23 protein-coding genes and 1 pseudogene are annotated in these 24,641 nt (G+C 42.1%); 17 read left to right on the top strand and 7 right to left on the bottom strand.

All coding sequences use genetic code 11. The features are described 5' to 3' along the window. Window positions 1-3: 3 nt before the first annotated feature. Both G4407_RS09860 and G4407_RS09855 read left to right on the top strand, forming a co-directional pair. Entirely contained in the window at window positions 4-513 is a 510-nt protein-coding gene (locus G4407_RS09860) for a flavin reductase family protein (protein ID WP_173688759.1), read from the top strand. Window positions 514-516: 3 nt separating this feature from the next. Continuing rightward, the gene (locus G4407_RS09855) at window positions 517-1,119 is read left to right on the top strand and encodes a Maf family protein (RefSeq protein ID WP_055260817.1); all 603 of its coding nucleotides are present in this window, start codon (window positions 517-519) and stop codon (window positions 1,117-1,119) included. Between the two features lie 67 nt (window positions 1,120-1,186). Here the strand turns inward: G4407_RS09855 and G4407_RS09850 are convergent, their stop codons facing one another. Beyond that, a complete protein-coding gene (locus G4407_RS09850) occupies window positions 1,187-2,491 on the bottom strand; it encodes an alpha-amylase family glycosyl hydrolase (protein WP_173688758.1) in 1,305 nt (434 codons plus the stop codon). 253 nt (window positions 2,492-2,744) lie between these two features. Between G4407_RS09850 and G4407_RS09845 the strand changes: the two genes are divergently transcribed. From G4407_RS09845 to G4407_RS09800, 10 genes and pseudogenes are all read left to right on the top strand, one after another. Next, window positions 2,745-3,317 carry a hypothetical protein gene (locus tag G4407_RS09845; RefSeq protein WP_173688757.1) on the top strand — a complete coding sequence of 191 codons (573 nt, stop codon included), beginning with the start codon at window positions 2,745-2,747 and terminating at the stop codon, window positions 3,315-3,317. 17 nt (window positions 3,318-3,334) lie between these two features. Next, window positions 3,335-4,951 (top strand): GH3 domain-containing protein, encoded by a 1,617-nt coding sequence (locus G4407_RS09840; RefSeq protein ID WP_173688756.1) that lies wholly within the window; start codon window positions 3,335-3,337, stop codon window positions 4,949-4,951. Window positions 4,952-4,960: 9 nt separating this feature from the next. Then, window positions 4,961-7,504 (top strand): annotated as a pseudogene (locus G4407_RS17180) (HD domain-containing phosphohydrolase). Between the two features lie 185 nt (window positions 7,505-7,689). Further along, on the top strand, window positions 7,690-8,118 hold the full coding sequence (rplM, locus tag G4407_RS09830) for a 50S ribosomal protein L13 (RefSeq protein WP_022220779.1): 429 nt from the start codon (window positions 7,690-7,692) through the stop codon (window positions 8,116-8,118). A gap of 27 nt (window positions 8,119-8,145) precedes the next feature. After that, on the top strand, window positions 8,146-8,538 hold the full coding sequence (rpsI, locus tag G4407_RS09825; RefSeq protein WP_008373223.1) for a 30S ribosomal protein S9: 393 nt from the start codon (window positions 8,146-8,148) through the stop codon (window positions 8,536-8,538). A gap of 176 nt (window positions 8,539-8,714) precedes the next feature. After that, on the top strand, window positions 8,715-10,271 hold the full coding sequence (locus tag G4407_RS09820) for an ABC-F family ATP-binding cassette domain-containing protein (RefSeq protein ID WP_173688755.1): 1,557 nt from the start codon (window positions 8,715-8,717) through the stop codon (window positions 10,269-10,271). Window positions 10,272-10,459: 188 nt separating this feature from the next. Further along, window positions 10,460-11,326: a zinc dependent phospholipase C family protein gene (locus G4407_RS09815; protein WP_173688754.1), complete on the top strand. Its 867-nt coding sequence runs from the start codon at window positions 10,460-10,462 to the stop codon at window positions 11,324-11,326. Further along, window positions 11,280-12,512 (top strand): MFS transporter, encoded by a 1,233-nt coding sequence (locus G4407_RS09810; protein ID WP_173688753.1) that lies wholly within the window; start codon window positions 11,280-11,282, stop codon window positions 12,510-12,512. The genes G4407_RS09815 and G4407_RS09810 overlap by 47 nt, the downstream gene beginning before the upstream one ends. A 22-nt stretch (window positions 12,513-12,534) precedes the next feature. After that, window positions 12,535-13,359, top strand: a complete 825-nt coding sequence (locus tag G4407_RS09805; protein ID WP_173688752.1) for a class I SAM-dependent methyltransferase — start codon at window positions 12,535-12,537, stop codon at window positions 13,357-13,359. After that, the gene (locus G4407_RS09800; RefSeq protein WP_173688751.1) at window positions 13,334-14,335 is read left to right on the top strand and encodes a dipeptidase; all 1,002 of its coding nucleotides are present in this window, start codon (window positions 13,334-13,336) and stop codon (window positions 14,333-14,335) included. Before G4407_RS09805 ends, G4407_RS09800 begins: the two co-directional genes overlap by 26 nt. 88 nt (window positions 14,336-14,423) lie before the next feature. Here the strand turns inward: G4407_RS09800 and G4407_RS09795 are convergent, their stop codons facing one another. Beyond that, window positions 14,424-14,627: a cold-shock protein gene (locus G4407_RS09795; protein WP_008373270.1), complete on the bottom strand. Its 204-nt coding sequence runs from the start codon at window positions 14,625-14,627 to the stop codon at window positions 14,424-14,426. Window positions 14,628-15,037: 410 nt separating this feature from the next. Between G4407_RS09795 and G4407_RS09790 the strand changes: the two genes are divergently transcribed. Next, window positions 15,038-15,490: an Lrp/AsnC family transcriptional regulator gene (locus G4407_RS09790; protein ID WP_044999139.1), complete on the top strand. Its 453-nt coding sequence runs from the start codon at window positions 15,038-15,040 to the stop codon at window positions 15,488-15,490. A gap of 106 nt (window positions 15,491-15,596) precedes the next feature. On the opposite strand, the gene G4407_RS09785 is transcribed toward G4407_RS09790, so the two are convergent. The 5 genes from G4407_RS09785 to G4407_RS09765 form a co-directional block, all read right to left on the bottom strand. Further along, window positions 15,597-16,661, bottom strand: coding sequence for a PTS sugar transporter subunit IIC (locus G4407_RS09785; RefSeq protein ID WP_055260833.1), 1,065 nt, complete (start codon window positions 16,659-16,661; stop codon window positions 15,597-15,599). Between the two features lie 290 nt (window positions 16,662-16,951). Then, window positions 16,952-17,809 carry a response regulator gene (locus G4407_RS09780; protein ID WP_173688750.1) on the bottom strand — a complete coding sequence of 286 codons (858 nt, stop codon included), beginning with the start codon at window positions 17,807-17,809 and terminating at the stop codon, window positions 16,952-16,954. Beyond that, entirely contained in the window at window positions 17,810-19,072 is a 1,263-nt protein-coding gene (locus tag G4407_RS16565) for a sensor histidine kinase (RefSeq protein WP_243868812.1), read from the bottom strand. A gap of 38 nt (window positions 19,073-19,110) precedes the next feature. Continuing rightward, window positions 19,111-19,422: an AzlD domain-containing protein gene (locus G4407_RS09770; RefSeq protein WP_117824547.1), complete on the bottom strand. Its 312-nt coding sequence runs from the start codon at window positions 19,420-19,422 to the stop codon at window positions 19,111-19,113. Next, entirely contained in the window at window positions 19,412-20,158 is a 747-nt protein-coding gene (locus G4407_RS09765) for an AzlC family ABC transporter permease (RefSeq protein ID WP_173688749.1), read from the bottom strand. The genes G4407_RS09770 and G4407_RS09765 overlap by 11 nt, the downstream gene beginning before the upstream one ends. A 213-nt stretch (window positions 20,159-20,371) precedes the next feature. On the opposite strand from G4407_RS09765, the gene G4407_RS09760 reads away from it, so the two are divergent. From G4407_RS09760 to G4407_RS09745, 4 genes are all read left to right on the top strand, one after another. Continuing rightward, window positions 20,372-21,085, top strand: a complete 714-nt coding sequence (locus tag G4407_RS09760) for an IMP cyclohydrolase (protein WP_008373293.1) — start codon at window positions 20,372-20,374, stop codon at window positions 21,083-21,085. A 29-nt stretch (window positions 21,086-21,114) separates the two neighbouring features. After that, the gene (locus tag G4407_RS09755; RefSeq protein ID WP_173688748.1) at window positions 21,115-22,293 is read left to right on the top strand and encodes a phosphoribosylaminoimidazolecarboxamide formyltransferase; all 1,179 of its coding nucleotides are present in this window, start codon (window positions 21,115-21,117) and stop codon (window positions 22,291-22,293) included. 255 nt (window positions 22,294-22,548) lie between these two features. After that, the gene (locus G4407_RS09750; RefSeq protein WP_173688747.1) at window positions 22,549-23,139 is read left to right on the top strand and encodes a manganese efflux pump MntP; all 591 of its coding nucleotides are present in this window, start codon (window positions 22,549-22,551) and stop codon (window positions 23,137-23,139) included. Window positions 23,140-23,157: 18 nt separating this feature from the next. Next, window positions 23,158-24,567: a radical SAM protein gene (locus G4407_RS09745; protein WP_173688746.1), complete on the top strand. Its 1,410-nt coding sequence runs from the start codon at window positions 23,158-23,160 to the stop codon at window positions 24,565-24,567. The last annotated feature ends 74 nt before the right edge of the window (window positions 24,568-24,641 follow it).

Here is a 24,641-nt window from a genome sequence, read left to right as displayed (position 1 = left end):
AGAATGAGTTTTGTAGAAATAAAATCAGAAGAAGTAAAAGAGAATCCATTTGATCTGATCGGAAAACAGTGGATGCTCATTACAGCAGGAAATGAAGAAAAATGCAACACCATGACTGCAAGTTGGGGCGGTGTTGGAATCATGTGGGGAAAACCAACTGCAACAGCCTATATCCGTGATTCCCGTTATACCAAAGAATTTGTGGACAGAGAAGATTATTTTACACTGGCATTCTTTGGAGAAGAGCAGAGAGAAGCATTAAATCTCTGTGGAAGAGTTTCCGGAAGGGACGAAGATAAGATTAAGGAAGCCGGTCTGACACCATATTATGTAGATGGAACAGTTGCGTTTGAAGAAGCAAAAATGATCTTTGTATGCAAGAAGGTTTATGTACAGCGCATGGGAGAAGAAAATTTTGTTGAGAAAGAGAATCTTGACAAATGGTATGCTGACAAAGATATGCATAACATGTATATGGGAGAAATTAAGAAGATTCTTGTGAAAGAGGATTAATCTATGTGTAGTAGAATACAGAAGCTGACTGTAGTTCTGGCCTCTGCATCACCGCGCAGGACAGAACTGCTGGAACAGGGAAATATAAAGCATGTAGTCATGCCGTCACACAGTGAGGAAGTAATTACATCCCAGGTTCCAAGCCAGGTTGTGGAAGAACTTTCTGCGCAGAAAGCAGAAGATGTCTACCAGCAGTATGAAAAGAAAAATGCAGGGGATTTTCTGGTGATCGGTTCGGATACGGTGGTTGCAGCAGATGGAAAGATTCTCGGAAAGCCAAAGGATAAAGAAGAGGCATATCAGATGATTTCCATGCTTCAGGGAAAAGCGCATCAGGTTTACACCGGTGTTACACTTCTGATAAAGAAGGATGGGAAAAAGATCCGGAAGACATTTCATGAATGCAGTGATGTGCATGTATATCCGATGTGCAAGGAAGAAATCCGGGAATATATTGCAACAGGAGAGCCGATGGACAAGGCAGGAGCCTACGGGATCCAGGGTGCATTTGGCATGTATATCCGTGGGATTGAAGGCGATTATAATACGATCGTGGGTCTTCCTCTTGCGAGAGTTTATCAGGAAATGAAGGAATATATTTATTAAAAAAGAAACTGGGAGAGATGACTTGTTGGAAAAGTCATCTCTCCCGGTTTTTTAGGAAGAAAAAGTTTTATTTCAGATACTGCACACTGTATGGTGGTATTTCGAGCTGTCCGTTCATCTGGATTTCATTTCCGGTGAGCAGGTCGGTCATTGTGCCTCCGAGTTCTCCATTGTGCGCAGTAAACGGTGCGTCCGATGCATTGATCGCAACCAGCATCCGTTCATCATCAGTCCGACGCTCAAAGATGAGCTGATGGTTGGTCAGGACAACATTACGGTAGCTTCCGTGGCAGAGTGCATTGCTTCCGGTTCTGACGTGGATCATTTTTTTGATCTCTTCGGTCAGTTCATTTGGCTTTGGTTCTTCAAAGCATGGACGAAGGGCGTAGTCATTATTTGGTGCTTTTACCCCTTCCTCACCCCATTCACTTCCATAATAAATACAAGGAACACCCGGCATACCAAGAAGAAGTCCGTAAGTCAGCGGCAGGTGGTTCTTGTTGGTCAGGATACTTGCAATTCGGGTTACATCGTGGTTGTCAACAAAAGACATCAGATGTTTTCCGCGGTAAATGCACCATTGTTCCGGTCCGTACTGACGATTCAGAGAGTGCGCAATCTCAAACATGTTCATGCTGTTGAAGCTGGAATAAATACCTTTATAGCATTCATAGTTGGTGCAGCTGTGCAGCAGTTCGTCATTGACGATCTGATTGTAGTCCCCGAAGAGAACCTCTCCGATCAGGGCAAAGTCAGGTTTTAATTCCTGGCAGAAACTGCGCAGACGTTTCATAAAATTGCGGTCCAGGCAGTATGCAACATCAAGCCGGAGACCGTCGATGTCAAATTCATCGATCCAGCCTTTTACACATTCCAGGAGATAATCTACAACAGCAGGATTGGCAAGATTCAGTTTGACCAGTTCAAAATGTCCTTCCCATCCCTCATACCAGAATCCATCATTATAACAGGAATTACCGTCAAAATTGATGCAGAACCAGTCCTTGTATGGAGAATCCCATTTCTTTTCCTGTACATCCTTAAATGCCCAGAAGCCGCGTCCTACGTGATTAAACACACCGTCAAGAACGATTTTTACATTGTGTGCATGGAGATCTTTGCATACTTCTGCGAAATCTTCATTGGTTCCGAGACGGCAGTCGATTTTTTTATAATCCCTGGTATCATAACCATGATTGTCTGATTCGAAAATTGGATTTAATAATATAGAAGAGATACCTAAGGATTCCAGATAACTGCTCCAGTCCTTTAATTTTAAAATCCGGGATACGGTTTTGCCGTCATTTGCGGTCGGAGCGCCACAGAATCCAATTGGATAGATCTGATAAAAAATTCCTTCATAAGCCCACATATTTTAGTACCTGCCTTTTAGTCAAAATTTGGATAAAAATCCCATACATCTATTGTATCAGATAGAATCAAATGATGGTATACTATTTAAAGCAAAAGTGGAATTTGTAAAAAATGTAATGATATGGTAATGTTTTTGAAAAAAGGGGAAAGGGAAGACATTTTTTGGTTGCAATTTATAGTAGCTTTTATTATAATTTAGAGTGCGTGAAAAGGTATTTGTGCATAATAATGCACAAATCATGGAGAGAAAAATGTGGCAGTTTATACTAGGAAGTACAGGATTTATTCTGTATTTTATTTATGATATCAACAGTGTTCGGATGAAGAATGCAGTATTACAAAAATTTTTTGCAGCTGGGAGTATTCTCGTTGTAGTATCGCTGATTGCAGAGCTTTATGCAGCATGGGGGAGCTGCCATCGAAAGATTGGAACAATGATCGGATTTGGATTAGGAGGATTCCTTTTCCTTTGTCTGCTCATTTATACGTTGTTTTTTGCGCTTCCCTTTGAAGAAACCTATTGTGAAGAAAATAAACTGCGTGCGGCTTATACGGAAGGTATGTATGGATTATGCCGCCATCCTGGTGTTTTATGGTTTGCAGGAGCGTATCTGTGCATGTGGGGAATGGTCGGTGGATGGAAGCATGGGATTTATTTTTTACTCATGATTTTCTGGAATTATCTGTATATTATTTTTCAGGATCTGTGGACATTCCCACGGACATTTTTTAACTATAAAGAATATCAGCAAAGTACGCCGTTTCTGATACCGAACAGAAAAAGTATACTGGTGTGCCTGCGTACTATCAGAAAAAATGATTGATCTGGAGCGGACAGTCTATGAATTTAAAAGAAAAATTAAAAAAACAACAGTATAATGAAATATGGCAGCAGTACTGTGGATTTCTGGATCTGTCGATGGACGGTTACATGAAAATCCAGCGGCGGCTGATGGAAGAACAGATCCAGCTGTGGAGTAACTGTGGACTTGGACAGTCGATTTTGAAAGGAAAACATCCCCGAAATCTGGATGAATTCCGCAAAATGGTACCGCTGACGGAGTATGAAGATTACGCAGACATTCTTCTGACCAAGCAGCCTGATATGCTTCCGGGGAATCCGGTGATCTGGATTCAGACAACCTGGGAAGGCGGGAAACATCCGATTAAGGTTGCACCATATACAAGAAGTATGCTGGATACCTACCGGAATAATGTGACAGCATGTCTGATTTTATCGACCAGCAGGAAAAAGGGTTCTTTTGATGTTGCTTCTACGGACAAATTTCTGTATGCGCTGGCACCGCTTCCGTATGCTACCGGACTTTTCCCACTGGCACTCGGGGAAGAAATCGATATCGAGTTTCTTCCGGCAGTAAAAGATGCTGTGAATATGAGTTTTAGCGAACGAAACAAGCTGGGATTTAAAATGGCGATGAAAAAAGATCTGGGATTTTTCTTTGGTCTTGGAAGTGTGGCTTATGCGGTAAGTCTGAGCCTTTCTTCGATGACCGGTGGCGGCGGTATCCAACTATCAAGTCTTCTGAAATGCAGACCGCATATGATCTTCCGTATGATACAGGCAAAATACCGCTGCAAAAAGGAGAACCGGCAATTACTCCCAAAGGATTTATTCCATTTGAAAGGGTTCATGGTAGCAGGTACGGACAATCAGTGCTATAAAGATGATCTGGAAGAACTCTGGGGAATCCGGCCGATGGAATTGTTTGCCGGTACGGAACCATCTATAATGGGGACGGAGACCTGGACGAGAAAAGGAATGTATTTCTTCCCGGATACGGCATTTTATGAATTTATCACAGAGAAGGATATGTTGAAAAATCATGAAGATCCGTCTTATATTCCGCCGACATATCTGATGGATGAAGTCCAGCCGGGAGAAAAATATGAGCTCGTATTTACGATTTTGAAAGGCGGTGCATTCGCGAGATATCGCTGTGGTGATATGTACCGGTGCGTTGGACTGGAAAACAGGGAAGATGAAACACAGATCCCACGTTTTGAATATGTGGACCGGGTACCATGGATTATTGATATAGCAGGATTTACAAGGATTTCAGAAAATGGGATCCGAAATGTCATTCGTCTGTCAAAGCTCCCGATCACAAACTGGGTTGCGGCAAAGGAATATAATGAACAGAACCGCCCATATCTGCATATGTATGTAGAACTGGAACGGGAATCCTTGCTGAACAGTGCCATGAGCGCCGATATTTTAAAAGAGTTACTGAGTACATATTTTAAATATATTGATCAGGATTACCGTGACTTGAAGAAAATCCTGGGAATGGATCCTTTACAGGTTACAATTTTTACGTGCGGAACATTTGAAACTTATGAAAAAAAGACTGGGAAAAAACTGCATCAGATGAATCCTTCTTATTATGATTTGAAGGCGTTGCTGGAAGTGCAGGAATGTTTGAACAAAGTGAGATAAGAGGGAATTATGGGAACCTATGGATATATTTCAATCATAGCAATGGTGTGCTATGGATTTATGCTGCTGATGTTTCTGACAGCGAAGCGAAATAAAATTGTAAATAGCTTTCTGGTAGTGCTGGTTGGACTACTTTTCTGGGCTGGAGGATCGGCATTTATGCGTGTCCATCTGTGGCCAAGTTATGAATTCTGGTATCAGGTTTCCCTGCTTGGAATTTTACTACTGCCGTATGCATATTATTGCTTTATCCTGGCATTTGGCGGGGTGAAAAAAAGTCTGCCAGGGAAAATATATCTGGCTGTTATGCTGATCTGTTTTGTGGTAAATATCCGGCATGGGGTATTCCTGGGATGCCCGAATGTGGTGGAAAAGAATGGGCTTCCTACTTTTGTGTATGAGATTAAACCTACTATATTAGTACTCTTTTTCCCGGCGGGTATTTTTTTGATTTATCTTTTTCTTATTCTTGTGCGGATCTGCAAAGCGAATCCCAATATGAAAGTACAGTATGAACCGGTCATGGCAGGGGTTCTGGTGTTGTTTGCAGGGAATATGTTGCTTGGAATACCATTCTTCAGTGGATTTCCGATTGATATTTTAAGTGGCATTGTAAATGTATTTTTTCTGTTTTATGCACTGATACGCAGACGTCTGTTCCGATTGCAGATGCTGGCATCGCCCAGTCTGTGTTACGGTGTAGGATTCTTATTTTCTGTTATTGTATTTTTAAATATAATTCCATATTTGCAGAAAATCTTCCATATACAGATGGATAAGAATACAACGCTTTATGCCCTTGTTTTTGCAATTGTGTTTCTGGTGATTTATGCGCTGTTTACTTTTTTGTGGAAGCTTCTGGTACGCAGTGTGTTTGTCAAGGAAGAAAATTATCAGACAGAAAAAATCAGGGAGTTCAGCTCTGCAATTTCGAAGACGCTGGATTTAAATGAAATTCTGGATAAAACGATCAGTGTCATGAAAGAACTGATGGATGTTGGAAATATCTATATTTGTATGCAGGATGCACCAGGACAGCCATATCGGGGAGTGGCAAGTGATCAGCCACTGAATGATCTGACATTTACGATGGAAGAAGAAAACCCGATGATCCAGTGGCTGAAAGAACATGAAGAGCCGATCATTTACCGGGATTTTCGTTATACTGTGGAGTATAAGTCGATGTGGGAGAGTGAAAAACACCGGCTGGATAAGACGCATATCCGTTACTGTGCAGGACTGAAAGATGGAGAATGCCTGGTTGGTGTGATTCTGATCACAGATGCTTCGGCAAAAAAACGGCTGGTATATGATGAGGTGCAGCTGATCTCATCTGTTACGTCGGTTGCATCGATTGCGATTAAGAATTCAAGATTGTAAGAGAGAGCCCGTCAGGAAGCCAGAACAGATGAGATGACCGGATTACTGAACCGGAAGTATTTCTACGAAGTGCTGAATGAAGAGCTTGAGAAAAACAGGGAGGCATCGCTGGCACTTGCGATCATCAATGTAGATGATTTTAAATTGTATAATCAGTTGTATGGGGTGAAAGAAGGAGATCTGTGTCTGCAGCGGATTGCAGATATCATCAGAAGCAGTGTCGGAGAAAGTGGATACACCGCCCGCTATGGAGGAAAGGAATTTGCGGTTCTTTTACCGGGATATGATCTTTTTTCTGCCAGAAATATGGTGGAATCTATTGCAAAACAGATTTACGTTATGAATAACCGCAGAACGGATATGAAGCTGAAAGCGGTAACTGTGAGTGCCGGTATCAGTGCGGCTCCTTATGCGGCAAGGAATGTGAAAGAGCTGATGGAAAATGTAGATCTGGCAGTTTATCATGTGAAACATAATGGAAAAAATGGGATCCAGGTCTTTGATATGATGTTCCAGAACAACAGTGTGGGGAACAATACAAGGAATCGTACCCATATTTATCAGGAGTATGAGTCTACGATTTATGCGCTGACGGCGGCAATTGATGCGAAGGATCACTATACGTTCAGCCATTCCAACAACGTAGCTTATTATGCAACGGCACTGGCATCTGCCCTTGGAATGAACGAAGATATGATAGAGATTATCCGGCAGGCAGCACTTCTGCATGATGTCGGTAAAATCGGCATTCCGGAGTATATACTCAATAAAGAGGGAAAACTGACAGATGAAGAATATGAGGTCATTAAAGGGCATGTAGAGGCATCGATCGATATTATCCGTCACCTTCCATCGCTGGATTATGTAATTCCGGCAGTCATCGGTCATCATGAGCGGTATGATGGAAAAGGATATCCACGCCGGATCGCAGGAGAAGATATTCCACTGACTGCGCGGATTTTGTGCGTGGCAGATTCTTTTGATGCCATGACATCCGAACGATGCTATAAAAAAGCATTTCCTGTTGGAGTGGCACGGGAGAAGCTTCTTCAGGATGCAGGCAGACAGTTTGATCCTGACCTGGTATGTAAGTTTGTTGAATGCCTGGATCATGGCAGTATTACACTGGTGAAGGCAGAAGAAACTGTGGACAGTCTGAAAGAAATGCTGTAGAAAATTCCTACAAAAAAGTGACGAAAACCAGCAAGAAACAGTTGACAAAAGCTTGTCAGTATAATATAATATGCAAGTATGACGTGAGAAGAAACAGTTTGCACCAAAGCCCCGGAGTGAACTTGTTTTCTATAGAATCTACAATGAAAATAATTAGTAAACCGAAATTCATAGGAGGTCAACCAATGAAAACTTACATGGCTAATCCAGATAAGATTGAAAGAAAATGGTATGTAGTTGACGCTGAAGGACAGACACTTGGACGTCTTGCAGCAGAAGTCGCTAAAGTTTTAAGAGGAAAAAACAAACCGGAATTTACACCGCACATTGATACAGGTGACAACGTAATTGTTATCAACGCTGAAAAGATCAAAGTTACAGGAAAGAAATTAGATCAGAAAGTATACTATCATCACTCAGATTATGTAGGAGGAATGAAAGAAACTACATTAAGAGAAATGATGGCAAAGAAACCGGAACAGGTTATCGAACTTGCTGTTAAAGGTATGCTTCCAAAAGGACCTTTGGGAAGAACAATGATCAAGAAACTTCACGTATATGCCGGAGCAGAACATGCTCATCAGGCACAGAAACCAGAAGTTTTAACATTTTAGTCAGAGGTTTGAAAGGAGGAAATAAAAGTGGCAACAGCTAAATTCTACGGAACAGGAAGAAGAAAAAAATCTATCGCAAGAGTATACCTTGTACCAGGTACAGGTAAGATCACAATCAATAAAAGAGATATCGATGAATATTTAGGACTTGAAACTCTTAAAGTTGTAGTTCGTCAGCCATTAGTTGCAACTGAAACAGTTGATAAATTTGACGTTCTCGTTAACGTACGTGGTGGTGGATACACAGGACAGGCAGGAGCAATCCGTCACGGAATCGCAAGAGCACTTCTTGAAGCAGATTCTGATTACAGACCGGTGCTTAAGAAAGCCGGATACCTTACACGTGATCCACGTATGAAAGAACGTAAGAAATACGGTCTCAAAGCAGCTCGTAGAGCACCACAGTTCTCTAAACGTTAATTTGGAGCAAAGTGTCAGCGAGAAAGACGAAGTTTTTCGAGTTCATTTTCAAAAATACAAACCTCAGAAACCTTGTGTTTCTGGGGTTTTTTGTCTGCTTATATTGAAAGAACATCAGTTTCCACATATAATAAAAGACAATGTGTAAAGAAATGAATCAGGGAGAATAATAAAATATGAGTATATTAAATGTAGAACATCTGACACACGGTTTTGGTGACCGTGCCATTTTTGATGATGTATCGTTCCGCCTTTTAAAAGGGGAGCACATCGGTCTTGTAGGAGCAAACGGAGAGGGTAAATCCACTTTTATGAGTATCGTTACCGGGAAACTTACGCCGGACGAGGGAAAGGTAGAATGGGCGAAGAATGTACGCGCAGGCTATCTGGATCAGCATGCAGTCCTTCAGAGCGGGATGACGATCCAGGACGCACTGAAAAGTGCATTTGATCCGCTTTTACAGAAGGAGCAGCGAATGAACGAGATCTGTGAGAGGCTTGGCGAAGTAGACGAGGATGAGATGAATCTTCTGATGGAAGAGCTTGGAACGATCCAGGATGAGTTGACACTGCATGATTTTTACACGATTGATGCAAAGGTAGAGGAAGTGGCAAGGGCACTGGGACTTCTGGATCTGGGGCTTGACCGTGATGTTACAGATCTAAGCGGAGGTCAGAGAACAAAGGTCCTTCTGGCAAAGCTTCTGCTTGAGAAGCCGGACATCCTGCTTCTGGATGAGCCGACCAATTATCTGGATGAAGAACATATTGCGTGGCTGAAAAGGTATCTTCTGGATTATGAAAATGCATTTATTCTGATTTCCCATGATATTCCGTTCCTGAATGAAGTGGTAAATATCATCTATCATATGGAGAACCAGGAACTGAATCGCTACGTGGGAGACTATGATCATTTCCAGGAGGTCTATGCAGTCAAGAAGGCACAGCTTGAGGCAGCATACCGCAGACAGCAGCAGGAGATCAGTGAACTGAAGGACTTTGTGGCAAGAAATAAAGCCCGTGTTTCTACAAGAAATATGGCGATGTCCAGACAGAAGAAGCTGGATAAAATGGATGTCATTGAGCTGGCAGCGGAAAAGCCGAAACCGGAATTTAAGTTCCGTTACGGACGGACTCCGGGAAAAATGTTATTTGAGACCAAAGATCTTGTAATCGGTTATGATGAACCACTTTCCAAGCCGCTGAATTTCCAGATGGAAAGAGGACACAAGATTGCGATTGTCGGAACCAATGGTATCGGAAAGACTACATTTTTGAAGAGTGTACTTGGTCTGATCCCGTCAATTTCCGGCGAGTGTGAGCTTGGGGAAAATCTTCAGATCGGCTATTTTGAACAGGAAGTTAAAGGAGAGAACAAGACAACCTGTATTGAAGAACTGTGGCAGGAATTTCCGTCATTTACCCAGTATGAGGTGCGTTCTGCCCTTGCAAAATGCGGACTCACTACGAAGCATATTGAGAGCCAGGTAAGGGTACTAAGTGGTGGTGAACAGGCAAAGGTAAGACTCTGTAAGCTGGTCAACAGGGACACGAATCTGCTGATCCTGGATGAGCCGACCAATCATCTTGACGTGGATGCAAAGGATTCTCTGAAAAAAGCGCTTCAGGAATACAAAGGAAGTATTCTTCTGATCTGCCATGAGCCGGAATTTTATCAGGATGTGGTAAATGAAGTGTGGGATATGAGCAAGTGGACGATGAAAGTATTTTAAAAGTGTTGTGCAGAAGACCTTTCGGGACTATCCTGAAAGGCCTTTTTGTGTTACTATTTATTTAGAGCGTATCATTTTGTCATTACTTTTTACAAAGCCGTTATATAAGCTTTACAGAAGTAAGATAGAGCCTGCAAAGTGCAACGTCTATAATAAAACGTGTTTCAGAAAAGAAAGGATGGGATAATATGCCGTCAACCTATGCACATTACATTTTCGGACAGCAGATCAGGGGCAGATTAAGCGGATATGAGAGAAAAGTTATTGATAAATACCCGGAGCTTTTTAATATTGGACTTCATGGACCTGATATTCTTTTTTATTACAGACCGCTTGGCAAGAACAAGGTCAATCAGTTGGGAAGCCGTATGCATAGCGAGAGCGGGGGAAAGTTCTTCGTTCATGCAGCGAAGGTTTTACATACACACGACCAGTATGAAAAGCATCTGGCTTATGTATATGGAGTGCTCTGCCATTTTGCGCTGGATGAGACCTGCCATGGTTACGTGGAACAGGCAGTAAAAGAAACTGGTCTTGCACATATTGCAGTGGAGGGCGAGCTGGACCGTAAGCTGATGATTATGAATGGAGAAAATCCAGTGAGCAGGAGACTGACCGGACATATTGTTCCTTCTATGAAAAATGCGGTAATTATAAAAGATTTTTATCGCGGAATTACAGCAAAGGAAGTCAAAAAAGCACTGAATGGAATGGTATTTTATGACAGGATTCTTGTCTGTCCATCTAAAATAAAGCGGATGGCACTTTATGCAGCACTTAAAGTGGCAGGACTTTATTATGATTTTCATGGGTTTATTATCAAGTATCATGAGAATGAATCCTGCAGGGAACAGATAAGAAGACTGCTTCATCTTTATGAAAAAGCAGTTCCGCTGGCAGACAAACTGATCTGCGAATACAAACCGTTTTTGGAAGGAAGCGCCACATTAGATTCTGTATATGCCTACACATTTGGTTCTCAGCTTCCGGGCAAGGAGGATACGCTAAATGAAAACAAAACTGACAAAACAGGAGAAAAACTGGATACTTTATGATGTCGGAAATTCTGCATTCACACTTCTGGCAGCAACCATTTTACCGATTTATTTCAACTATATCGCAGGAAAACAGGGACTTTCGGATGTACAGTATCTGGCATACTGGGGATATGCAGTGTCCATTGCAACCTTGCTTACAGCGCTTGCAGGACCGGTATTTGGAACTGTTGCAGATACAAAAGGCTATAAAAAACCAGTTTTTACAATTGCACTTGGAATCGGGGCAATTGCTTCGGTCGCTCTGGGTTTTGCAAAATACTGGCTGGCCTTTCTGGTAGTTTTTGTCATTGCAAAGGTCGGATATTCCGTAACGCTGGTATTTTATGATTCCATGCTTGTCGATGTGACATCGGAAGACCGGATGGATGAAGTCTCTTCTCAGGGCTATGCGTGGGGATATATCGGAAGCTGTGTACCGTTTGTAATCTGTCTTCTGGTTGTGTTAAATGCAGGGAAGATTGGAATTACAATGGAAATAGCAATGATGGTTTCCTTTGTGATCATCACGGTGTGGTGGGTAATTATGACATTACCACTTCTGAAAACTTATCACCAGAAGTATTATGTAGAAAAGAAGCAGCATGCTTTTTCAGAAAGCTTCAAAAGAATCGGCATTACACTGAAAAATGTAAAAAAGGAGAAGAAGGTTTTCCTGTTCCTTCTGGCGTTTTTCTTTTATATTGACGGGGTTTATACGATTATTGATATGGCAACTGCATATGGATCTGCACTTGGGCTTAGCAGTACAGGACTTCTTCTTGCATTGTTGCTTACGCAGATCGTAGCTTTCCCGTTTGCGATTATTTTCGGAAGACTGGCACAGAAATATTCTGCAGAAAAGCTGATCACAGTATGTATCGTGGCATATCTTGGAGTGGCAATTTTTGCGATTTTTCTGCATTACCAGTGGCAGTTCTGGGTTCTTGCAGTCTGGGTAGGTATGTTCCAGGGAGGTGTGCAGGCGCTTTCAAGATCTTACTTTACGAAGATCATACCGGCGAACCAGTCAGGTGAATTCTTTGGATTAATGGATATTTGCGGAAAAGGTGCGTCCTTTATGGGAACAACGATCGTGAGCCTGATCTCGCAGCTTACCGGCAATATCAATATTGGTGTGGGGATGATCGCTGTCTTGTTTGTGATCGGAATTATTTTATTCCGGAGAGCGGCAGCGCTAGAATAAAAACAAAGGATACAATAGATTTATGATGACAGAGCTTGAAAAATATTATAACAAATTCAACGAAGAGAAGCGGCTTAAGAGCCGCCATGGACAGGTAGAATTTATCACCTCAATGAAGTACATTCACAAATATCTTCCTAAGCGGGAGCATGGACAGGTAAAGATTCTGGATGTAGGAGCCGGAACCGGGCGCTACAGTGTTGCGCTTGCCGAAGAAGGGTACGATGTGACGGCGGTAGAGCTGGTGAAATACAATCTGGGAATTCTGAAAAAGAAGAACAGCTCTGTGAAAGCATATCAGGGAAATGCGCTGAAGCTGTCACGTTTTCCGGATAAGGAATTTGACCTGATCATCCTGTTTGGGCCGATGTATCATCTTTATACAAAGGAAGATAAAGTGAAGGCGCTGATGGAGGCGAAGCGTGTTCTGAAGGATGAGGGCACGATCCTGGTGGCTTATACAATGAATGAGTACAGTGTTCTGATGTATGGATTCCGGGAGAACCATATACAGGAATGTCTGGAAAATGGCAAGCTGGATGCGAATTACCGGGTATGTCCTTCACCGGAAGATTTGTATGATTATGTGCGCCTGGAGGATATTGACAGCTACAATGAAGCAGCAGGAATGGAACGGATCCAGATTATTTCGGCGGATGGACCATCCGATTATATGCGTCAGGTGTTAAATACGATGGATGAAAAGACCTTCCAGACGTTTATTGACTATCATCTGACTACGTGTGAACGCCCGGAACTGGTTGGTGCGGGATCACATACGGTAGATATTATAAGAAAGAAAAAAGATGGGGGAATAGAAAATGAAAGTAGCAGATATGCATTGTGATACGATTTTAGCGATTCTGAGAGGAAAGGAACAGGGAAAAGAGATTTCACTTCGTAAAAATAACTTAAATGTGGATCTTGAACGGATGAAAAAGGGGGATTATCTGATTCAGAATTTTGCCATTTTTCTGGATCTGGAGGATCCGATGCTTGCAGGAAGTCCATTCCGTTATGCAATGAAAATGGCGGATGTATTTTATCGGGAAATGGAGAAAAATAAAGACTGGATCCGGCCGGTCACGAAGTATGAAGAGATTGAAGAAAACCGGAAGAATGGAAGGATGTCGGCGTTGCTGACATTGGAAGAAGGAGAAATCTGTGAGGGCGATCCTGCCCTTTTAAGAGATTTTTACAGGATGGGGGCAAGGATGATGACTCTGACCTGGAACTATCCGAATCAGCTTGGATATCCGGCAAAAGCGACTGGCGGAGAATTTGCCGGAAAAGCCTTTTCAGAAGCCGGATATGGGCTTACAGCGCGTGGGATTGAGTTTCTGGAAGAGATGGAGAACCTGGGAATGATCATCGATGTGGCACATTTAAACGATGCAGGAATCCGGGATGTATTAAAGTTCACAAAGAAGCCTTTTGTAGCAAGCCATTCCAACGCGAGACATTTGTGCAGTCATCCGAGGAACCTGAATGATGAACTTCTGAAAGCGATCGGGGAAAGAGGCGGTGTGATCGGGCTGAATTATTATGCATATTTCCTGCGCGACTGGAAAGACGGAGAGACGGTTGTGAGCAGAGCGGAGGATATTGTGGCACATGCAAAATATATCCGTGATATGGCGGGAATAGAGGCTTTAGGACTTGGTTCAGACTTTGATGGTATGAATGGAGAACTGGAGATTGCATCCCCGGCAGATATGGAAAAGCTGGAAGATGTATTTAAAAAGAATGGATTTGCAGAGAGCGAGATCGAGAAGATATTCTATAAGAATGTAATTCGGATATATAGAGAACTGCTTGGGTAATTCCGGCAAAGCACATTTATAACATAGAAAACCCGGCTGTGGAGTGATCCACAAGCCGGGTTTTTTACTCTAGCATCTTTTGCAGTGATTACGCAACTGTTACATTAACAGCCTGAAGTCCGCGGTTTCCTTCTGTGATATCGAAAGTAACGTTCTGTCCTTCTTCAAGAGATTTGTATCCTTCTCCCGCGATTCCTGAAAAATGTACGAATACATCTTCTCCGGTGCTTTCGTTTGTGATGAATCCGTAGCCTTTCTGTGCGTTGAACCACTTAACTGTACCCTTGTTCATTAGTAGTACCTCCTAAAAAAATTGATGATGCCGATAAAAATAAAAATCACATATTTTTGTAAGTCATCAGACAGATGTTAATGATTTACAAAAATATGTGAAATCTAAATCTTATCTAAAACACAATTTCAGAATATCACGTGGTAGGACAAATGTCAAATCAAAATAGGAAAAAATAAATGTCTTTTTATTGACAGGAAGAAAAAGGAATGCTATTATTTTTAACATATTTAAAGAGTGAAAATATTTGTACAAAGAGGTACTTTACTGTCGAGAAGAACGCAGGGAGTACCTCTTTTTTGACTTACAAGAGGGTTTTTGACCTTTTGACCCCAACATCTTCTTTGATGTGAGAGTCAAAAGTATAAATGGGATGTAAGAAAGAGGTAGTGCAGATGAAAAATCATGAACTGGATGCAGTGGATCGTACAATTTTGAATATTTTACAGAGAAATGCCAAATGCCCATTGAAAGAGATTGCAGAGAAGGTGTATCTGTCTACACCGGCGGTATCGGCGCGGATTGAAAAGATGGAAAAAGAAGGATATATTCTCGGTTATCAGGCACAGGTGAATCCGGAAGCACTTGGATATCATATCAAGGCACTGATCAATCTGGAGGTTTCGCCGGAGGAAAAAAATGTGTTTTATCCGTTTGTGAGAAAGTGTTCAAATGTGATCGAATGCAACTGTGTGACCGGAGAATATTCTATGGTGTTAGAAGTGCTGTTTCCAAGCACAACAGAGTTGGATAAATTTATTGGAGAATTGCAGCGATTTGGAAGAACAAAGACACTGATCGTATTTTCGACTTCGGTTGAACACAGAGGAATCAATGCGGATATAGAAGAAACACTGGAGTGAGAAATATAATTTCCCGTAAATTGAAAAAGACCCGGAAACAAAAGTTTTCGAGTCTTTTTCTTCTTTAAGGGCTATATAAACAAGCAGTTTGAAATAGTCATTTTGATTATTCAGCAGCGATAGCAACTTCCGGAACAATTGTTTCGGTAGCTTTTTCAGATGCTTTGATATCTGCTGGTGTTTTTGCAAAACCTTTAAACACGATAGAACCAACAAATCCAGCTAAAGATCCGCCGATCGCAGCAAGTACGATTGCAGCAACAACCTTAAGCGGTGGATTAAATCCGAATGGAGCTAAAAGTCCAGGAATCGGAGATGCTGTTCCAGGAGCGTTATTGATGATGCCGAGCATAGCTGCTGCAAGTCCGGCAAGTCCGCCGCCAAAGAAGTTTGATCCGTAAATCGGGATCGGATTCTGTGTAATAATATCGGCCTGTGTAAGAGGTTCAAGCATTACCGCGATAACATTACTGCGCTCGCCAAGTTTTAAACGGTCGAAAATGATACCGTTTGTGAAAGAACCACCAACACATGCAATTGCTGCAATACCCATTGCAAGTCCATCAAGTCCGAGCATAGCAGTCAGGGCCATAGAACTAAGTGGTGAGGTACAGATCATCTTCATAATACCACCGAGCAGGAATCCCATGATAATTGGAGACTGTTCAGCAGCTGCAGAAATCATACGACCGATGTTGAGCAGTGTTGAATTAACGACCGGATCAACTGCGATGGCAATAATTCTTGCGAGCGGTGCGATTGCAAGAGCACCAACGATCAGATTCAGACCCTCTGGAAGTTTCTTTTCCAGGAACGGAGCTACAAAGCCTACAATATAACCTGCTACAAAACCAGGAAGGATTCCGTATCCTCCGACTGCGACACCTGCAACGACTGCAAGTACCGGATTACATCCCATACTGATCGGAACTAAAGTAGCTGCAGCGATTCCCCCGAAGCTGCCGGATACGGTTCCGAGTTCTGAGAAAAATGCAATTCCTAATAAATCACCTGTGATGTAATGGTGAACAGCTTCTACCAGGAACGAAGCAACAGCTGCATTAGCCATTCCGGACATTGCTTCTGATCCTTTTGGAAATTTCAGGCTGAATACAGAGAAACAGGCTAAAGTGAGAAGCAGTAAACCAATACCTTTTACGATTGTTAACATATGATATCCTCCTTAAAATTTATATTTATTCGCATCAGTTATCGTGATAACATAATAAAATGGAAGTTACAAAAAGATACAAAAAGTATCAAAATGAAATTTATTTTTGGAAAAAACTACAAATACGGGAAGGATTTATTGTATATAATGACGGTAACTATAAGTAATAATGAATTATAGGGAAAATATATAAATGATGTGAGTGGCAAAATTTACTTTTGACACTCACATCATTTATATAAAAAAGTCACATAAAGAGATGAAATAAGAAGCAGGAGAGGACCTGAAAATCAGGCTCTCTCGGTGCATTCCTGAATCAGTGCATTCAGGAAATTTTTAATTTTCACATTGCCGTGCCGTACACTTTTTCCACGGATGAAATCCATTTCCCTTCGAACCTGTTCAAAGTTATACAGGGAGTTGGCGTAGGTTGTAAACGTGTCATTGGCATAATCTTCAAGACCAAGGTTGGCAAGGTTGACCATTCCCATGTTGGCTGTCCGACGGATCCTTTGTTCCATGGATTTCGGATTGTCACTGAACCGACTGCATAGTTCGCTTAAAGTGACATTGTCAACTTTCTGGTTATGCTGGATCAGATAATCGACAAGGGAAATGATATCCTTGCTGCCACGTTCGCCGGTGATGCCAAGCTTTTGAAGAATTCCTTTTAACCGGATAATATAAGGTTTTTCAGCCGTATCATTTATAAATCCCTGTGGCTGTACAAAATTCTGCTGGGTCTGGAAAATCGTCTGTACCTGCTGCAATGTCCGGCGGGCAGTCAGGGATTCACTGACCTTCCGGAGTATGGATTCTACTTCGATACTGTTGATCGGCTTATGAATATAAAATTCGATGCCCGCAGAATAGGCATCTGCGATCATATCTTTGGAGGCAACCTGGGAAAGCATAATAAAAGTAAGATCCGGTGAATAAGATCGGGCACGTTTTACGAAAGTGATTCCGTCTATTTCGGGCATCAGAAGATCAACAATTACGATGTCTGGATTTATAAGAGGAAGATCCGAGAGGGCATCCACACCGTTTTCGGCAGTCCCGGCAATTTCTCCAAGTCCACGGTCCCGTATAATACGTTTTAATATATGCAGTACATTTTTATCATCATCAATGAGATAGAATTTCATTTATAAACCGCTCCATTTCTCTTTTGGTATAGTAAGTGTGAAAACTGTTTTTCCGGGAACGGAAGTTACCCGGATGGTTCCGCCCAGGCGGAGTTCGATAAAATCCTTTACCAGGCTAAGGCCAAGTCCCCGATTGACCTCGCCGGTTTCGTAGTTGATCTTTGTGGAAAAACCAGGTTCAAAGATTTGTTCCATATCCTCCGGATCGATTCCGGGTCCATGATCTTCAACTTCGATAACATAAGCAGAATCCGTGGAGGATTGACGGACAGAAAGCTCGACCAGATTTCCGTCTGCTGCTTCAATTGCATTGTTGAAAAGATTGCGGAAGATTGAGAGCAGAAGATAATGATTCTGTGTATAAAGATTTTCTTCCAGCTGTATATTAAAAGAAAGTCGTTTCCCTTTTGGAAGGGATGCATCCAGGCTGCTTTTCAGAATGGTGAGGATATCATCCAGGCTCATTCCGTCATTTTCAGAATTTACTTTCATTGAAGAGGAAAGTCCTCTTACGATCAGATTGTAGTCTTTTTTGATCTCGTGGACATCCCGTGCGATCTGAAGTGCAGTGCGGGTGAGGGATTCGTCTATATTCCGGTCACTCATATCGTGGTAAAGCCGGTATGCGGTGCTCATGGTGTTCTCTATCATATGTGTGCCTTTCTGCATCAGGACAACTTCACCGTTAAGCTCAGAAATCAAAAGAAGAAGGTTCTGGTATCTCCGTGCATGTTCAGCACTCAGAAGACTGAACTTGTAATGGCTGAGACAGAACAGGAAAAGACCTGCAAGTGCAGTACGCAGAAGCGCAACCAGAAGGACACCTGCCTGGGACTGAAAAGAAAAAGCGTCAATCCCCCTACGGGTCAGCAGTTCTGTTATATTTGCCAGATAGTCAAAAAGAAACATCCAGGGCAGAGAATACATCGAAAGTTCATAGTCATTTTTACGGCAGTAGAGGAAAAAAAGGATTCCGTAGACCAGATAGAAAAACATTTCCGGAAAATAGCTCTGTGGATTCCAGCTGCCAAAGCGAAGCCAGTGCATCAGCGTACGGGAAAAGAAAACACAGAGGGCACTTATCACCGTAACCGGAAGAATCGGATATTTCCCAAAAAGGATCAGAGACATGAAAATGCCAAAAATTCCGATGGAAACACGAAAATCGCTTTCAAAAAGTGAGATGCTGATCTGTGCTCCAATGATAACAGCAGCGCTGACCAGCAAAATGCGGGTATAACGTGAAAAACTTTTGGTCCACATAAGAAAGCCTCCTTTATTCAGAACATCTGTCTTACAGTCTACAGTCCGGTTAATAATTCAACCAGAAATACGCCGGCACATGAAAACAGGGAAACACAGATCAGACTTTTTCTGTTCCATGCAAGGATCAGTGCGATCGCAAAACCAATAGCGGCAGACCAGATATTAGCGGTGGCTGTCAGAATGGCCGGAAAGGTCATAACAGCCAGAGTTACATAAGGTACATAATATAAAAAAGATTTTATAAAAGTATTTTTGATCTCTTTTTGGATCAGCGTCAGTGGCAGCATACGGATCAGATAGGTGACGGCTGCCATGACGAAGATATACATATAAAGATTATGCTTCAACGGAAGAATCCTCCTTATCTTCTGGATTTGCGTCTTCTTTTACAGGGAAGAAATACGCTGCGATTCCGGCAATCAGAATCGTAAGGATAATGATTCTGAAACCAGAAGAAATCTGGCATAGCACAGAAGCCTTTGTAAAAAAGAAGCTTGCTGCCATGGAAATCACGACAATGGTTCTGATGATCCTGTTATCACGTGCCGGGGGAATAATGATTGCGATAAACATTCCATATAATGCAACGCTCAGTGCGCTGACGATCCGGTCAGGCAGGATACTTCCTGATACTACTCCGAGAAAAGTACCAAGTGTCCAGCCAGGTGCGGCAAGTGCCATCACACCGTAAGAATACCATGGAGTAATCCTTCCGGGGCGGGATACGGATACACCGAAGACTTCATCCGTTATACCGTATGCGATAAGAAAACGGTGGAAAGAAGGATAGTGGTTATCAATTTTCTGTGAAAGGGCACAGGACATCAGCGAATATCTGAGATTGATGATGAGCTGGGTGAATGCCATTTCAAAATAGGATGCGGATGCCGTAATCAGTGACAGACCTGCAAATTGTCCGGCGCTGGTCAGGTTTGTAAGGGAAATCAGAACGGCTTCCCAGGTGGACAGTCCTGCATTTTTTGCCATGATACCAAAGGTAAATGACACCGCAATATAGCCGAGACAGATGGGAATGCCATCTTGTATCCCGGCTGCAAAATCCATTTTTCTGTTTCTACTCATGAAGTAAAACCTCTCTTTTGTAAATAATCCCCAAATTTGAATTGTTATTTTACTAACATTTTACCATGGAACAGTGGTCTTGAAAATGATGTTTTAAAAGAACTTGAAAAAATTTTACAGAAAGACTGGAAATATAGTGGTATTATGAGTTATAATAAATAGTGATAAATGAATGTGCAAACATAAGTACAAGTTATAAAAGGAGATCGAAGCATGGAAATGTTATCTATTGAAAAAGAACTGCAGAGCAATTCTTATCCTGGAAGAGGGATCATCATCGGAAAGTCTGCCGACGGAAGCAAAGCGGTCACAGCTTATTTTATCATGGGAAGAAGTGAGAACAGCCGTAATCGTGTCTTTGTAGAAGAAGGAGAAGGAATCCGCACACAGGCATTTGACGAGTCAAAGCTGACAGACCCAAGCTTAATTATCTACGCACCGGTGCGTGTACTCGGCAATAAGACGATCGTTACAAACGGAGATCAGACTGATACAATTTATGAAGGTATGGACAGACAGATGACGTTTGAACAGTCCCTTAGAAGCCGTGAATTTGAACCGGATGGACCAAACTACACACCACGTATTTCCGGTATCATGCACATTGAGAACGGAAAATATAACTATGCAATGTCCATTTTGAAGAGCAATAACGGAAATCCGGATGCATGCAACCGTTACACCTTTGCATATGAGAATCCGGTAGCCGGAGAAGGACATTTTATCCACACATACAAGTGTGATGGAAATCCGCTTCCGAGTTTTGAAGGAGAACCAAAGCTTGTTGCAATTCCGGATGACATGGACACATTTGCAGACACACTCTGGAACAGTCTGAATGCAGATAATAAAGTATCTCTGTTTGTAAGATATATTGATATTGAGACAGGAACATACGAAAGCAAGATCATCAATAAGAATAAATAGTATACAAAGGTGAAGAAGGAGCAGGAATCATGAATGAATTAGAACTCAAATATGGATGTAACCCGAATCAGAAGCCGTCACGTATCTATATGAAAGACGGAAGTGATCTCCCAATCAAAGTTCTGATGGGACGTCCGGGATATATTAACTTTCTGGATGCATTTAACGGATGGCAGCTGGTATCGGAATTGAAAAAAGCAACCGGACTTCCGGCAGCAACTTCCTTTAAGCATGTGTCACCGGCAGGTGCTGCAGTCGGACTGCCGCTGGATGAAACTCTTGCAAAAATTTACTGGGTAGATGACCTTGGAGAACTTTCTCCGCTTGCAAGCGCTTATGCACGTGCAAGAGGTGCAGACCGTATGTCTTCATTCGGTGATTTTATTGCGCTTTCTGATGTCTGTGATGTTGATACTGCAAGACTGATCAAGAGAGAAGTATCGGATGGAGTGATCGCACCTGGATATGAACCGGAAGCACTGGAGATTCTTGCACAGAAAAAGAAAGGTAATTACAATGTGATCCAGATCGATCCGAATTATGTTCCGGCACCGACTGAACACAAGGATGTATTTGGTATTACTTTTGAGCAGGGAAGAAATGAACTGAAGATCGATGATGATTTCTTCTCAAATGTAGTGACTGAGAACAAAGAAATTCCGGATCACGCAAAGAGAGATCTTGCAATTTCCATGATTACTTTGAAATATACACAGTCAAACTCTGTATGCTATGTAAAAGACGGACAGGCAATCGGAATTGGAGCCGGACAGCAGTCCCGTATCCACTGTACCCGACTTGCAGGACAGAAGGCAGATAACTGGTGGCTGAGACAGTGCCCGAAAGTACTTGCTCTTCCATTTAAAGAAGGAATCAAGCGTGCAGACCGGGATAATGCAATTGATCTGTACATTGGTGAAGAATATATGGACGTACTGGCTGACGGAACCTGGGAAAATATTTTCACTGAAAAACCGGAAGTATTTACCAGAGAAGAAAAGAGAGCATGGCTTGATAAGCTGACGGGTGTGGCACTTGGATCAGATGCATTCTTTCCGTTTGGAGATAACATCGAACGTGCACATAAGAGCGGTGTTACATATATTGCAGAACCGGGTGGATCAATCCGTGATGACAATGTAATTGATACCTGCAACAAATACAACATGGCGATGGCATTTACCGGAATCCGTTTATTCCATCACTAAGATAATAAAGAAGCAAAGTTCCCGCAGAGGTAGAGAAATTACCTCTGTGGGAACTTTTTATTATTAACAGAAAAAGGAGATTTCTATTGTATAAAAAAGATTCCGGAAGAATAATCTGTTGAAAAAATAAACAGATATGCGACAAATGTGGAAAAATGTCGTTAAAAAATAAACAGAACCGATAATCTGAAGATTTATTATTTAGTAAGAGATTACATAATATATATGTAACAGCCAGCAGGAGGAGGCGAATCTATGGGTATTATTGAAATCCTTTTAATTTCAATCGGGCTTTCATTTGATGTATTTGTTGTACATATTTGTGTTGGAGCAGGATTTTCTAGGAAGCATGGAAAAGACACACTTTTATCCAGTCTGATTTTTGGAGGAATGCAGCTCTTTGCACTGATTCTGGGAAATGTTGTTGCAGATATTCTGAAGCCGGACAGGAAGATGAATGAGACGATTTCAACAGCGGCAAGCGGTTGGGAGCTTTTGTCGGTGCTGATATTTATCGGACTTGGCATTTATATGATCTGTAAAGCAAGAAATAATAAGCAGATTTTTGAGCGGAGAAACGATGAAATAAACTGGAAACGGCTTAGAAAACTGGCAGTACTTACCAGCATAGATGCGTATTTTGCCGGAATGGGTATCGGATTCTGGAGTGTGGAGATCCTGGAACAGGGAATGGTATTGCTTCCGGTTACGATCATTCAGTGCTTTCTTGGTGTGGAGGTCGGATATAGATTGGGCTGTGAATATAACTGTAAAGCTTACTGGATCGGTGGGATATTATTCCTGATCGCCGGCGCAGATATGGTGGTTACGCATTTTTTATTTTAAAAGTAGGAGGAAAAGAGTATGGGCGAATTGACACATAAAGCAGCAAGGGCAGCATTTGGCGGAGCAATTGATTTGGCAATGCGAAAAATGGATAAAGACAGAGAAAAAGGTCTGCTTGATCTTGTTGATCTGACCGAGCGTTTCATGGGAGACAATTTCCAGAAGAGCTCCTATGAAGGCGCAAGAAAGATGATACAGGATCCGGATTCGAAGTGGATGCGTTATGTGAATCGTGCATTGGATGAAATTGACCCGCATGTTATTAAACAGACAGCATTAAACCTTGGATTTGAAGCGGCGTTCCATGGAACGAAGACAATCCGCAGTATGAGAGAGGTACATCAGTGCAATATTCCGTGGCTGATCCTGATGGATCCGACAAGTGCATGTAATCTTCATTGTACCGGATGCTGGGCGGCAGAATATGGGCATAAACTGAATCTTACATATGAAGAGATGGACAGCATCATTACGCAGGGAAAAGAACTGGGGATTTATTTCTATATGTATACAGGCGGGGAACCGTTAGTAAGAAAAAAAGATATTATCAGACTTTGTGAAAAGCATTATGACTGCGAATTCCATGCATTTACAAATGGAACACTGGTGGATGATGAATTTTGCGAAGAGATGAGAAGAGTCGGCAACCTGTCCCTTTCAATTAGTCTGGAAGGATTTGAAGAGGTCAATGACATGCGCCGTGGAGAGGGTGTATTCGACAAGGTTATGGCAGCCATGGACCGGTTAAAGAAATATGGACTGATCTTCGGTACGTCAATCTGTTATACCAGAAAGAACATTGAAACGGTTACATCGGATGAATTCCTGGATATGATCATCGGAAAGGGATGTCGTTTCACCTGGTATTTTCATTATATGCCGGTTGGAAATGATGCAGCACCGGATCTGCTCCCGACAAAGGAACAGAGAGAATATATGTATCACCGGGTAAGAGAGATCCGCGGTGCAACAGGTGGAAAGCCGATTTATGCAATGGATTTCCAGAATGACGGAGAATTTGTCGGAGGCTGTATCGCAGGCGGAAGAAACTACTGCCATATCAATGCGAATGGAGATGTAGAACCATGTGTATTTATTCACTACTCTTCTGCAAATATTCGGGAAGTCACTCTGCTGGAAGCTCTGAAACAGCCACTCTTTATGGCATACAGAGACCGGCAGCCTTTTAATAACAATCATTTGCGTCCTTGCCCGATGCTTGAAAATCCGGAGATTCTTCAGGAAATGATTAAAGAGACCGGTGCAAAATCGACCGATCTGCAGTCACCGGAAAGTGCGGAACATTTGTGCAGTAAGTGCGAAGCTTATGCCTGTGAGTGGAAAAAAACAGCAGATCAACTATGGAAAGAGCATCCGCATCAGCAGAAGGGTTACACAAATTACAAAAAACGCGTGGAAAAGCAGTAAAAAAACAGAAAAAAAGCGGTTTGAAAAAGCGTTTTGTTTGTGATAGAATATTCCTCAAGAGAAATGGGCAGGAA

The sequence above is a fragment of the Allocoprococcus comes genome, from assembly GCF_013300725.1.
GTDB classification, from domain to species: domain Bacteria; phylum Bacillota; class Clostridia; order Lachnospirales; family Lachnospiraceae; genus Allocoprococcus; species Allocoprococcus comes_A.
The sequence above is the reverse complement of the archived record's forward strand: the minus strand, read 5'-3'. Positions and strand labels throughout refer to the sequence as shown.